This is a genomic window from Paenibacillus sp. GYB003 (genome assembly GCF_036577625.1).
Taxonomy (GTDB): Bacteria; Bacillota; Bacilli; order Paenibacillales; family NBRC-103111; genus Paenibacillus_AB.
In genome coordinates this window covers 16,871-29,619 of sequence record NZ_JARBDC010000068.1, presented here as the reverse complement: position 1 = coordinate 29,619, position 12,749 = coordinate 16,871, and the positions used below count along the sequence as shown (strand labels likewise).

11 protein-coding genes are annotated in these 12,749 nt (G+C 61.6%); all 11 read right to left on the bottom strand.

Annotation, left to right across the window (positions count from 1 at the left end; genetic code table 11):
* Nucleotides 1-290 precede the first annotated feature (290 nt).
* The 11 genes from spoVM to priA all read right to left on the bottom strand — a co-directional run bounded on the left by spoVM (nt 291) and on the right by priA (nt 12,671).
* Nucleotides 291-371: a stage V sporulation protein SpoVM gene (spoVM, locus tag PV407_RS21720; RefSeq protein ID WP_332092092.1), complete on the bottom strand. Its 81-nt coding sequence runs from the start codon at nt 369-371 to the stop codon at nt 291-293.
* 207 nt (nt 372-578) lie between these two features.
* Nucleotides 579-857 carry a hypothetical protein gene (locus tag PV407_RS21715; RefSeq protein WP_332092086.1) on the bottom strand — a complete coding sequence of 93 codons (279 nt, stop codon included), beginning with the start codon at nt 855-857 and terminating at the stop codon, nt 579-581.
* Nucleotides 854-1,534 (bottom strand): ribulose-phosphate 3-epimerase, encoded by a 681-nt coding sequence (rpe, locus tag PV407_RS21710; RefSeq protein WP_332092085.1) that lies wholly within the window; start codon nt 1,532-1,534, stop codon nt 854-856. The genes PV407_RS21715 and rpe overlap by 4 nt, the downstream gene beginning before the upstream one ends.
* A gap of 1 nt (nt 1,535) precedes the next feature.
* Nucleotides 1,536-2,459: a ribosome small subunit-dependent GTPase A gene (gene rsgA, locus PV407_RS21705; RefSeq protein ID WP_332092084.1), complete on the bottom strand. Its 924-nt coding sequence runs from the start codon at nt 2,457-2,459 to the stop codon at nt 1,536-1,538.
* Complete coding sequence (gene pknB, locus PV407_RS21700) at nt 2,460-4,658, bottom strand: Stk1 family PASTA domain-containing Ser/Thr kinase (RefSeq protein ID WP_332092083.1); 2,199 nt, start codon at nt 4,656-4,658, stop codon at nt 2,460-2,462. It abuts the gene before it with no gap.
* On the bottom strand, nt 4,655-5,437 hold the full coding sequence (locus PV407_RS21695; RefSeq protein ID WP_332092082.1) for a Stp1/IreP family PP2C-type Ser/Thr phosphatase: 783 nt from the start codon (nt 5,435-5,437) through the stop codon (nt 4,655-4,657). Before PV407_RS21695 ends, pknB begins: the two co-directional genes overlap by 4 nt.
* A 13-nt stretch (nt 5,438-5,450) precedes the next feature.
* Nucleotides 5,451-6,542 (bottom strand): 23S rRNA (adenine(2503)-C(2))-methyltransferase RlmN, encoded by a 1,092-nt coding sequence (gene rlmN / locus PV407_RS21690; protein ID WP_332092091.1) that lies wholly within the window; start codon nt 6,540-6,542, stop codon nt 5,451-5,453.
* Between the two features lie 322 nt (nt 6,543-6,864).
* Nucleotides 6,865-8,364 (bottom strand): 16S rRNA (cytosine(967)-C(5))-methyltransferase RsmB, encoded by a 1,500-nt coding sequence (gene rsmB / locus PV407_RS21685; protein WP_332092081.1) that lies wholly within the window; start codon nt 8,362-8,364, stop codon nt 6,865-6,867.
* 6 nt (nt 8,365-8,370) lie between these two features.
* Complete coding sequence (gene fmt, locus PV407_RS21680) at nt 8,371-9,309, bottom strand: methionyl-tRNA formyltransferase (protein ID WP_332092080.1); 939 nt, start codon at nt 9,307-9,309, stop codon at nt 8,371-8,373.
* Nucleotides 9,310-9,313: 4 nt separating this feature from the next.
* The gene (gene def, locus PV407_RS21675; protein ID WP_332092079.1) at nt 9,314-9,799 is read right to left on the bottom strand and encodes a peptide deformylase; all 486 of its coding nucleotides are present in this window, start codon (nt 9,797-9,799) and stop codon (nt 9,314-9,316) included.
* Nucleotides 9,800-10,121: 322 nt separating this feature from the next.
* Nucleotides 10,122-12,671 (bottom strand): primosomal protein N', encoded by a 2,550-nt coding sequence (priA, locus tag PV407_RS21670; protein WP_332092090.1) that lies wholly within the window; start codon nt 12,669-12,671, stop codon nt 10,122-10,124.
* Nucleotides 12,672-12,749: the final 78 nt, after the last annotated feature.

The window sequence follows — 12,749 nt, the reverse complement described above, 5'->3', positions numbered from 1 at the left end:
TTTGCCTCCGGCTTCCTTCAGATTCTGCCTCACGACAGACACCCTTGCCCTTAGCTAACGGTAGGCGCTCGCCAGCCCCCGTTCAGGACTTACACCCTAAAGATGACGCCCATGCTGGGCGTACAATAGACAAAAAGCACCTTCATCCAGGTGCTTTTTTTTCGTTGCTCCGAACCGTGCCGACATCTCGTTTCGCGCGGACGAACGCCGGCAGGCGTAGGGCATACGTTCATCGGCCGGCAAGGGAGCCGGGATTGTCCGGTACGAACAAGGAAGCGCCGGCTGCTGGATCAATTTTTGCTGAACGAATTCAAGATCGCCTTCACGACACCACCCAAAAATTTCGGTAGCTTGATCGTGTAAAATTTCATTTCTACCCCTCCCTCGCATGTTCCGCGCGGCCTTTGTACGCCCGCCGTCTGTCCCGTTTTCGCCGCCGCCGCGCGGATCCACCTTATGTCACTAGCTTATTCGCCGCCTGCGGAAAAGGTGATGACCCGAACAAAAAAACTACAAGAGCGGCAACTCTTGTAGTCATCTATATGCGACGCGAAAAGAAAACATACCTGCGCGGCGCGTTATTGCTCCACCTTGAGGCCCGGCGGCTCGAGGTTCAATATCGGAATTTTGCCGATGGCGACGTATACGACGGTCAGGACGACCCAAAAGGCGAGCGACGCGAGCACGAAGCCGATCCGCAGTCCTTTCGATTCGAACGTCTTGAAATAGTAGATGCCGATGAATAACGCCCCAAGCGAATAGACGTACCGAAATATCGAAAAGTCGCTCCACGAAAAAATAAGAAGCAGCTGGCCGACCAAAAAGCTGCACAGCAGCAGCATGAACGTGTTCCTCAAAAGCGGCCTCCTCCCGGGGTTGCCGCGCGGCGAATGGCCGAAATCGCCGCCCGGCGGTCCGGCTGCGCGAATACCGCGCTGCCGGCGACGAGCGCGTTCGCTCCCGCCTGCGCGACGAGCGGCGCCGTCTCCTCGTTGACGCCCCCGTCGACCTCCACGTGGACATGCGACAAGCCGCGTTCGTCCAGCATGCGGCGCAGCGCGGCGATTTTCGGCACGACGGAGCCGATAAACCGCTGGCCGCCGAAGCCCGGGTTGACCGTCATGAGCAGAACGAGTTCGACGTCTTCCAAAATATGCTCGAGCGCGGCCAGCGGCGTCGCCGGATTGAGCACGACGCCCGCTTTCGCCCCTTCGCTTTTGATCAGCTGGACGGTTCGGTGCAAATGCGCGCACGCTTCCGCGTGAACCGATATATAATCCGCTCCCGCCTGCGCGAACGCGCGAATGTATTCGTCCGGGCGCGAGATCATCAAATGAACGTCGAGCGGCAGCTTCGTATGGGGCCGAATCGACTGAACGATCGGCGGCCCGAGCGTAATGTTCGGCACGAAATGGCCGTCCATGACGTCCACGTGAATCCAGTCGGCGCCGCCTTGCTCGACGTCGCGAATTTCATCGCCTAGCTTCGCGAAGTCCGCGGACAATATCGACGGCGCGATCAACAATTCCGGCATGTCAGTACCTCCGTTTCCGTTCTTTCATTTCCTGCAAAAAGACGAGGTAATGCTTGTAGCGGCTCGGGGCGATTTCGCCTTTCTCGACCGCCGCGAGCACTTGGCAGCCGGGCTCCTGCTGGTGCAGGCAGCCGCGAAACTTGCATCCGGCCGACGCCCGCTTCATCTCGACGAAGCAGGACGACAGCTCCTCCGCCTCCATCTGCAAAAAGTCGAGCTGGCTGAAGCCGGGCGTATCGGCGACGAGCGCGCCGTCCTCCCCGCCGAGCGGGATCAGCTCCACGTGCCGCGTCGTATGCTTGCCGCGGCCGAGCTTCGAGCTGATTTCGTTCGTCGCGAGCGTTAGTCCCGGCACAAGCGCGTTCAGCAGCGACGACTTCCCTACGCCGGATTGGCCGGAGAAGACGCTGATGCGTCCCGCCAAGAGGGAGCGCAGCTCGTCGATTCCTTCCTTCTTGTTCGCGCTCGTTACGACGACGGGATACCCGATCCGCTCGTACAAGGCGATCACGTCGTCGAGCGCGTTCAATTGCTGCTGCGGGCTTTCCAGCTTGCCGTCTTCGGGAAGCAAATCCCGCTTCGTGAGGCAAATGACCGTCCGAAGGCCGGCTTTTTCGGTATGGACGAGAAATTTGTCCAGCAGCTGCACGTTGAGCGCCGGCTCGGCGAGCGAGAAGGCGAGGACGGCCAAATCGACGTTCGCCACGGGAGGCCGAATGAGCTCGGTCGTGCGCGGCTTGATCTCGTCGACCGTGCCTTCGCCGTTTTCCGTCAGCCCGAATACGACCCGGTCGCCGACGAGCGGCGTGATCCCTTTCTTCTTGAAAATGCCCCGGGCCCGGCATTGGACGGCTTCCGAACCGGCATCGTCCGGCATTACGTAATAATAGCCGCTTAACGCTTTTACGATTACGCCATCGTGCATTCAGTTCCGTCCTCCCGTCCCGGTATTCGTACCGGACGGGGTGCCGGAACCCGCGCCGGTCGCGCCCCCTGTCGTGCCGCCGCCGGTCGTCGTGCCGCTTCCGGTCGTCGTGCCGCTTCCGGTCGTTGCGCCGGCGCCTCCCGGCTTGCTGCCGCTTCCGGAGCCGCCCGTCGAGCTTCCCGTCCCGCCGGCGCCGGATCCGCCGCCCGGCTGCTGACCGCCGGTTCCCGTCGTTCCGCTCGGCGTGCCGGATACCGGACTGCTCGTCGTCTTGCCGGAATACGGCACCGTATCGATGTCGATTCGTTCGCCGTCGCGGAAATATTGGATCGACCCGTCTTTTTCCGGAGAAAGCACGAGCTTGATGTCGAACGTTTGGGTGTCCGTAATTTTGCGCGGCTTATCCCAATCGAGCTCGTCGCCCCGCGCGTCGCTGTATTTGATTGTGATCGTACTCTCCTTGCCTTTCTCGGCCGGCGAAATCACTTTCGTGACCGTCACTTCTTTCGCCGTTTCCGGATAACCGGTGCTTACGAATATTTTCACTTCCGCGCCGGGAGAGACGAGCTGGTCCGGCTGATACGGCCATTGATTGAATACGACGCCTCGCGCCTGCTTGTACGAAGGCTCGCGCTGCACTTCGAGCTTCAAATCGTTCAGCTTCGCCCGCGACTGCGCGGCGGCCTCCGTCAAGCCGATCAAGTTCGGCATCGGGATTTGATCCTTGCCTTTGCTGACCGACAGCTTGATCGATACCGTCTTCGGATCGAATTCCTCGTCCGGCGCCGGCGTCTGGGTCAATATCGTCCCGGCCTCTTCGTTGGCGTGCGTCTCCTCTTTCTTCACCTGCGACGGGTCGATGCCGAATTTGATCAGCTCCGTATTGAGCACGTCGTTCAGCTGCTTGCCCCGCCAATCCGGCATTTTTTGCTTTTCCGGACCCGAGCTGACGTACAGCGTCACGGGATTCGCCACTTTGACGCGCCCCGGCGCCGGATCCTGCTGGATGACGACGTCCTTCGGTATTTGCGCGTTCGTTTGCACGACGACCTTGCTCTCCAAGCTTTTGCCCGTCAACGTATTTTGAGCGTCCTGCACCGTCATTCCGACGACGTTCGGAATATCGATCTCGGGCACTTCGATCATCTTTTTCACGTACAAGACGCCGGCGTACATAAGCCCGAGCAGCAGCAGCGTGACGATCGTCCAGACGAACGGCTTCACCCAGCCTTTCTTCCTGCGGGGCGGGTCCGGCTCCTCGTCGTCGCGCGGCTCCTCCGGCGTATAATCGCCGCGGATGGCCGGCAGGACGCGCGTCTTCTCGCTGTCCTCGTACTCGTCGTCGTCGTGCGAAAACACGATTTTGGACTCGTTCCGCCGCTCCGGGTTCAGGCACGTATCCAAATCCTGCAGCATCTCTTTGGCCGACCGGTAGCGCTCCTCCGGTTTTTTGCGCATCGATTTCAAAATGATGTTTTCGACGCTTTGCGGGATGAGCGGGTTCACTTTGCGGGGCTCCTCGACGTCCTCCTGCAAATGCTTCAGCGCCACGCTGATCGGGCTTTCGCCGAGAAACGGCAGACGGCCGGTCAGCATCTGATACAGGACGATGCCGAGCGAATACAGATCGGACTGCGCTCCCGTGAGCGTTCCTTTCGCGTGCTCCGGCGAAAAATAATGGACCGAGCCGACGACGGAGCCGGTTTGCGTAATTTGCGAGGCGTCCGCGGCGCGGGCGATGCCGAAATCGGTCACTTTGACGCGGCCGTTTTTGCCGATCAAAATGTTGTGGGGCTTGATGTCGCGGTGAATGATTTGGTTCAGATGGGCATGATCGAGCGCGTCGCAAATTTGCGAGGCGATCCGCACCGACTCTTCGACCGGCAGAGGCGCCCGTTCCTTGATCAGGTCGTTCAGCGTCTTGCCTTCGATATATTCCATGACGATGTAGTGCGTCTCGTCCTCTTGGCCGACATCGTATATGCTGACGACGTTCGGGTGCGAAAGCGACGCGGCCGCCTGGGCTTCCCTGCGGAACCGGCGAATGAATTCCTCGTCGTGAACGTACTGCTGGCGCAGCACTTTAACGGCGACTTTCCGATTAAGTAAACGATCATGCCCTTTGTAAACGAGCGCCATGCCGCCGCCGCCGATCCGATCGAGGAGCTCGTAGCGTCCTCCGAGAACGTGACCGATCATGCTCCATCCCTCCTCTCCGCCTTGTTCGTCCCGCGACCTTCGGCTTGCTCGTCGTTCGCCAGCAGCACGACCGTAATGTTGTCGCCCCCGCCTTCCTCGAGCGCCCGCCCGATCAGCCGGTCGACCTTCCACGACAGCTCGCGGTCGTCGGAAATAATCCCGAGCATTTCCCGCTCTTCGATGTCTCCGCTCAAGCCGTCGCTGCACAGCAGCAAAATGTCGCCGCACTGCCAATCGCAATGGACGATGTCGACTTCGACCTGCTTATCGGTGCCGAGCGCGCGGGTGACGACGTTGCGCAGCGGATGGACGTTCGCTTCTTCGGGCGTAATTTGCCCCGATTTCACCAGCTCGTTGACGAGCGAATGATCCTCGGTCAATTGGCGGATCGTCCCGCGGGACACGAGATAGGCGCGGCTGTCGCCGATATGGCCGATGACGACGTCGCGGGACGTCGCCAGCGCCGTGACGACGGTCGTGCCCATCCCTTGGTAGCGCGCCTGCTTGGAAGCGAATTCGTACACTTGATCGTTCGCCAGGGCGATCGCCCGGCGAACGGCTTCCTTGCGCTCCTCCAGCGTCATATCGATGCCGACCGCGCGCATTTCCGTTTCCACGAGCTCGATCGCCATCGTGCTGGCGATTTCCCCCGCTTGATGGCCGCCCATGCCGTCAGCGACGATGGCGAGGGTAAACCCGTTCCATTCGTCTCTTACCGCGGCCCGGTCTTCGTTGATCAGCCGGACGAGTCCGGCATCGGTACGATACGCCGTTTGCATGATCCCCTCACCTCTACTTCGACTCCAAGTGCTTGGCGCGCAGCTGCCCACAGGCGGCGGCGATGTCGCTGCCGTGCTCGCGGCGGATCGTCGCGGGGATGCCCGCCTTCTCCAAAATGCGCTGGAAGGCGAAAATGTCGTCCCGCTCCGTTCGTTTGAAATTGCGCTCCAGCACGAAATTGACCGGAATCAGATTGACGTGGGCGAGCGGCAGCATGCCTTTCAGCACGTTCGCCAGCTCCGCGGCGTTTTCCGCGGAATCGTTGACGCCGCCCATCAGGGCGTATTCGAACGTGATGCGCCTGCCCGTCTTGCGCAAATAATAGTTACACGCCTCGATCAAATCGGCGAACGGATACCGCCGGTTGACGGGCATCAGCTTGGAGCGAAGCTCGTCGTTCGGGGCGTGGATCGAAATCGCCAAATTGATCTGCATATTTTCGTCGGCGAACCGGTAAATGTTCGGCACGATGCCGCTCGTCGATACGGTGATGTGGCGCTGGCCGATGTTCAACCCTTTGGGATGGTTCATCAGCTTCAAAAACTTGAGCATCGCATCGTAGTTTTCGAACGGCTCGCCGATCCCCATAATGACGATGCTGCTGACCCGTTCGCCGGTCGCGTCGAGCAGGCGCTGGGCTTGTACGACCTGCGCGACGATTTCGCCGGCCGACAAATTCCGCTTCAGCCCGCCGAGCGTCGAAGCGCAAAACGTGCAGCCGATCCGGCAGCCGACCTGCGTCGTGACGCACACGCTGTTGCCGTAATCGTGCTTCATGATGACCGTCTCGATCGCGTTGCCGTCGGCCAGCTCGAACAAAAATTTGACCGTGCCGTCCTTCGACTGATGACGGGCGATTTCCTTCAGCGACACGAATTCGAACTCGCCGGCCAGCTTGTCGCGCAGCGTTTTCGATAAATTGGACATTTCCTCGAACGATCCGACCCGCTTGACGTACAGCCAATCGAACAGTTGCCCGGCCCGAAACGCCGCCTCGCCGTTATCTTTCAGCCAAGCCTGCCATTCCTCGAGGGAAAGATCGTAGGCGGAAAGCTTCTCGGGTACGTGGGGCTCAAGTGGTTTTAACGGTTTTAAAGGTTTCAGCAAAAACATCCCTACCCGTTTCGTTAGTTTCGCATTCATGCGGGAAAGCCGGAACTTATGGCGGTTCCGGCCGCGTTCCATTCCATTCTAGCATAACCGGGACGATAGCTAAAGTTTCGCCCGGTCCGGCCGCAGGGCAATCGCATTGGCCCGAAAAACGAGCGCTTCGCCGAAGCTGCGTCGATTTGGCGGGAGTTTTTCGCGTTTCGTCGAACCGGCGCCAAATGGGCGGCGATTCGGGGGCATCAACGGGGACCAAGCAGCGACAAAAGATCGGTCTCGGGTCGCTTCAATGCGATTGCCTTGCCGCCAACGCTTTCGCCTATTCGCTCTGTTTCCGCAGCCGGGCGATGAAAAATCCGTCCGAGCCGAACATATGCGGCAAAATGGCGATCGTCCCGCTCGGCGCGACCGCCTCCGCGGGCAAGCGGCGGCGCAGCGGCTCGGGCGGCTGCTCCAGCCGAAAGCCGGGATGGGCCGCCAAAAACGTTTCGAGGACCCGCTCGTTTTCCGCCTCCGAGATCGTGCACGTGCTGTACACGAGAACGCCGCCCGGCGCCAGCAGCTTGGCCGCTCCGTTCAGCAGCTCGGCCTGCAGCCGGGCGATGTCCTCCGCATCCTCGGGACGCTTCGTCCATTTGATATCCGGCTTGCGGCGAACGACGCCGAAGCCCGTGCACGGCGCGTCGAGCAAAATGCGATCGAAGGCGGAGCCGCGATACGCCTCCGGCAGCTCGCGGGCGTCGATCGTCCGCGTTTCGACGCTCGTCAGCCCGAGCCGCTTGACCTGCGCCTCGATCAGCTCCCGTTTATGCTCGTGCAAATCGCACGCGACGATGCGCCCGGCATCGTTCATCCGCTCGGCCATATGCGACGTTTTGCCGCCCGGCGCGGCGCAGCAGTCCAGTACGCTCATGCCCGGCCGCGGATCGACCGCCTCCGCCACGAGCATCGAGCTTTCGTCCTGGACGGACAGCAGCCCGTCCGCATACCATGGCGTCAGCGCCATATTTCCGCCGCTTTCGACGACGATGCCCGCCTCCGACAGCTCCGACGGCCGGGCCTGCATGCCGGCGTCCCGCATCAACCGCAGCAGCTCGTCGCGGGACAGCTTGACCGAATTGACCCGGACGCTCGCATGCGGAGGCTCGTTGTTCGCCCGGCATATCCGTTCGGCCGTTTCCGCGCCGAACCGGCCGACCCAATCGGCCACCAGCCATTCCGGATGCGACGTTTCGAGCGCGATCCGTTCGATTGGGCCGAGCGTTCGCGGAACGGCCAGCTCCGCCTTGCGCCGCACGGCGTTGCGGAGCACTCCGTTCACCATGCCCGAAATGCCGGCATGCCCTTTGCGCTTCGCGATATTCACCGACTCGTTCACGGCGGCGTGCTCCGGAATGCGGTCTAGGTACAGCAGCTGGTACAGGCCGAGCCGGAGCAAATTGCGCACCCACGGCTCCAGCTTGGCGACGCCGGCCGCGACGAAGCGGTTCAAATAATAGTCGAGCGTGTTTTTGCGCTGAATCGTCCCGTAGACGAGCTCGGTCGCGAGACCCGCGTCCGCCCGGTCGAGCGGATGCTTCTGCAGCAGCCGGTTCAGCAGCAAATTGCTGTATGCGCCTTCCGTCTCTACTCGCGTCAGCGCCTCAAGAGCGAGCTCCCGGGCCGATGCCGGTTTGGGAGCGGACGCCGACCGCTTCGATCCGCCGACCGTTCGTTCGCCCGGGCCTCCCGGCCGTTTGCCGCTCGGCCGCCTGCCGTCGTCCCTTCCCTTGCTTCCCGCGTTTGCGGTATATGTCGATTGCCGTTCGTTTCGCTTCAAAAGACGTCAAACCCCCAATACGGTTCCGGGCGGGATCGTCGTGCCGCGCTTCCATTCGGCCACGCTCATCGCCTTTTTGCCCGCGGGCTGCACCTGCGTCAGCCACAAGGAGCCGTCTCCGGTTTTCACTTCGAGGCCGTCGTCCGTCATTTGCAGGACGGTGCCCGGCGCTCCGGAGCGGCTGCTCGCGCCTTCCGGCTTGCGGCTCGCCCAAACTTTGAACACTTCGCCGTTCCACAGCGTAAAAGCGCCGGGCATCGGATTCAAGCCGCGGATCTGGTTGAACAGCTCGCGCGACGTGCGGCTCCAGTCGATTTTCTCGTCCTCGCGGCTGATGTTGGGCGCGTACGTCGCTTCCGCCTCGTTTTGCGGAACGGCTTCGATGCGCCCCTGCAGCAGATCGGGAAGCGTCGCCCGGAGCAGGTCGGCACCGGCCGCGCTCAGCTTCTCGAACATCGTTCCCGCCGTATCGTCGTCCGTGATCGGCACTTCCACGCGGCTGATCATGTCGCCGGTGTCGAGTCCGGCGGCCATATACATGATCGTCACTCCGGTCGCCCGCTCGCCGTTCATGATCGCATGCTGAATCGGCGCGCCTCCGCGATATTTCGGCAGAAGCGAGCCGTGCACGTTGATGCAGCCGTGACGCGGCAGCGCCAAAAGCGATTTGGGCAAAATTTGCCCGTACGCGGCGGTCACGATCAAGTCCGGTTCAAAGGCGCGAATGGCGTCGAGCGCACCCGGATCGCGCAGCTTCTCCGGCTGGAGCACGGGGATGCCCCGCTTCGTCGCTTCCGCCTTGACCGGCGGCGGCGTCAGCTCGCGCTTCCGACCTTTCGGCCGGTCGGGCTGCGTCACGACGGCGACGACGTTGTATGCTTCCTCCAGCAGCGCCAGAAGGGAAGGAACGGCAAAATCGGGCGTTCCCATGAAAACGACGTTCATGTCTTCACTCCTCGCCTTTCTTTTGCCGTTCCTCTTCGCGATATACGCTTTGGGCCAGATCGGTGAACAGCACACCGTTCAAATGATCCACCTCGTGCTGGAACGCGCGGGCGAGCAGCTCCGTTCCGGTTATGACGATTTCCTCGCCGTCGCGGTTCAGCCCTTTCACCGTCACCTTCATCGCCCGTTTGACATCACCCCGCAGCCCCGGAATGCTGAGACAGCCTTCCGGTCCGAGCTGCTCGCCTTCCATGCTGACGATTTCCGGATTGATCATCTCGATCAAGCCGTGCTCGTCGCCGACGTCGATGACGATCACCCGCTTCAAAATGCCGATTTGCGGAGCGGCGAGCCCCACCCCTTCGGCGTCGTACATCGTATCGGCCATATCGCCGAGCAGTTTCACGATGTTCGGCGTAATTTTCGGCACCGGCTTCGCCTTCTCGCGGAGCACCGGGTCCGGTTCTTTCACTATGATTCGGATGGCCACTTGGCAACTTCCTTTCCGTTTGAACATGTATTTATCATACGCATCACGCATCCGCGCATGTTACGAGTAGAAGTCTTTTGCACCGTTTATTTTTCGCAAAATCGACCGCAAGGCGTAATCAGCGGACGTTTGGAGCTGCTATATTCACCGAAATCGTTCGTTAACGCCGCGAAGAAAACCCCGGAGCAGCAAATAGAAGAGCCGTAAAAGACCGTTTAACCTATTTATTGACGAAAATAGCCGGTTTAACATCCTCCAACAACTTTTATTCGGCCGATTCCGGCATACCCGGGTCGATTCGCCGAATGCGCATCACGTAACGCTACATAAGCACCTGCGGGTTGACGTCGATGCTGATTTGCAGCTTGTCTTTGCGCACCGTTTCGTCGAAGGCGGCCGCCGTTTCGGCGAGCAGCGCGGATACGTCGACATTACCCCGATATTTTATCATGCATTGGAACCGATATCTATCTTTGATTCGCGGGATCGGCGACGCGACCGGGCCGTACACCTCGAAGTACGGCTCCTCCGTTTGCCCGCCGCCGGCCGCCTTCGGCCGCAGCCGCTCCCAGCCCTGCTTCAGCCTCGACGCAAACGATTCGCCGGCCCGTACGAGCAGCGGCACTTGCTCGTGAGACAGCGTAATGAGCACGAGCTCGCAGTATGGCGGGTACCCGCGCTGCCGGCGCATCTCCAGCTCGCTATCGAGAAACGCCTCGTAATTATGGCCGCTCGCCGTCACGATGCTGTAATGGTCCGGCGTGTACGTCTGGATGAACACCTCGCCGGGCAGCTTGTGCCGTCCCGCGCGTCCGGCGACCTGCGTCAGCAGCTGGAACGTTTTCTCGGCGGCGCGGAAGTCGGGCAGGTGGAGCACCGTATCCGCGGCGATGACGCCGACGAGCGTCACGTCCGGGAAATCGAGCCCTTTGGCGACCATTTGCGTGCCGAGCAGCACGTCGGCCTGCTTGCTTCGGAACCGGCTCAGCAGCTTTTCGTGCGCCCCTTTCTCCGACGTCGTATCGACGTCCATCCGGATGACGCGAATGCCCGGAAACAGCTTGCCGAGCTCCTCCTCGACCCGCTGCGTCCCGGTGCCGAAATAGCGGATATGCTCGCTTTCGCAGCTCGGGCACGTTTTCGGCTCGGGCTGCGAAAGCCCGCAGTAATGGCAGCGCATCGTGCGCGACACTTGATGGTACGTGAGCGATATGTCGCAATGCGGGCATTGGACGACGTGGCCGCACGACCTGCACATGACGAACGTCGAGTAACCGCGGCGGTTGAGCAGCAGCACGGTCTGCTCGTTTCGCCGCAGCCGCCGCTCGATCGCTTCGTACAAGCCGCGGCTGAACATGGAACGGTTGCCCGCCTTCAGCTCCTCGCGCAGATCGACGACGTGCACCTCCGGCAGCGGGCGCCCTTCCACGCGTTCGGACATCGTCAACAGCGTATACGAGGACGCATCCTCCCCGTCCCGCCCGGCTTTCCCCGATACCGATTTCGCGTAGCTTTCCAGCGACGGCGTCGCCGAGCCTAGCACGACGACGGCGCCCTGCCGGGCCGCCCGTTCGATCGCGACGTCGCGCGCGTGGTACTTCGGACTTTCCTCTTGTTTATAGGAAGCTTCGTGTTCTTCGTCGATAATGACGAGACCGAGATTTTCGAACGGCGCGAAAATGGCCGACCGCGCGCCGATGACGACTTTCACCCGCTTCAAGCCGATTTTGCGCCATTCGTCGTACCGTTCGCCCTGCGACAGCCGGCTGTGCATGACGGCGACGGCGTCGCCGAAACGGCCTTTGAACCGCTCGACCATTTGCGGCGTCAGCGAAATTTCCGGCACGAGGACGATCGCCTCCCGGCCTTGGTCCAAGCACGTTTGGATCGCCTGCAAATACACTTCCGTTTTGCCGCTGCCGGTTACGCCGTGCAGCAAAAAGACGCGGTGATCGCGCCGGTCGAGCGTCTCGGCGATCGGCTTCAGCACGCCGCGCTGCTGCTCCGTCAGCGGGAGCGGAGCGGTTCTGGCGAACGCTTTGCCGGCATACGGATCGCGGAACACTTCGCGCTCCTTGACGGCGAGCCAGCCTTTTTCCGCGACGCTCTTCACCGTTCCCGCCCCGACGCCGAGCTTGTCCGTCAGTTCGGCGAGCGGAACCGGCTCGGGATGCTCGGCGAAAAAGAGCAGCAGCTCCTTTTGCCGCTTCGCGCCGGCCGGCAGTCTGCCGCTCGCCGATACGAGCGTGCCCGCATCGGCGGCCGGCTCGACGACGAGCAGCTTTTTCGCGTTCAGCCGGTCTTTCACCGTCTGCTCCCAGGCGAGCTTGCCCTGCTCCAGCAGCCGTTTCAGCAGCGGACCCGCTCCTGGAAACCGGCTTAGCATCATATCGGTCGTCACGCTGCCCTTCTGCCGGACGAACGCCAAGATCGCTTGTTCCTCCGGGCTTTCGGGCAGCAGCATCGCTTGACCGGGCGCGCCGTGAGGATCGTCGCCGCCGTTGATCCCGTTATGCTCCGCCACGGTGATCCGCTTCTCGTATTTCGCTTTGAGCGCGCCCGGGATCATCGCCTGCAGGGCGGTTATTTCGTGGCAAATGTACGTCCGGCTCATCCAGCGCGCAAGCTGCACCAGCTCGGGATTGAGCGGCGGCATGAGATCGAGCACCTGTTCGATCTTTTTCAGCTTGGACGCGTCCATCGACGTCGCCTCCGCCAGGCCGACGACGAACCCTTGCAGCGTGCGCGGCCCGAACGGCACGCCGACGCGGCTGCCGATGCCGACCCACGTCCGCAGCTCCGGCGGAACGATATAATCGAACGGACGGTTCGTCTGCTTCGCCGGAACGTCCACGATCACTTGCGCGAACAAGAACGAGCCTTCCGGACGTTCGTCGTCCAGCAGCCCGTTCTCGTACAAATCGGCCGGCGCCCGTACGCTGCCGCTCCG

Bases quoted from the DNA above. Each gene is read 5' to 3' on its own strand.
- spoVM (WP_332092092.1), bottom strand. From the start codon at position 371: ATGAAATTTTACACGATCAAGCTACCGAAATTTTTGGGTGGTGTCGTG.
- rpe (WP_332092085.1), bottom strand. From the start codon at position 1,534: ATGCCGGAATTGTTGATCGCGCCGTCGATATTGTCCGCGGACTTCGCG.
- rsgA (WP_332092084.1), bottom strand. From the start codon at position 2,459: ATGCACGATGGCGTAATCGTAAAAGCGTTAAGCGGCTATTATTACGTA.
- pknB (WP_332092083.1), bottom strand. From the start codon at position 4,658: ATGATCGGTCACGTTCTCGGAGGACGCTACGAGCTCCTCGATCGGATC.
- PV407_RS21695 (WP_332092082.1), bottom strand. From the start codon at position 5,437: ATGCAAACGGCGTATCGTACCGATGCCGGACTCGTCCGGCTGATCAAC.
- fmt (WP_332092080.1), bottom strand. From the start codon at position 9,309: ATGAACGTCGTTTTCATGGGAACGCCCGATTTTGCCGTTCCTTCCCTT.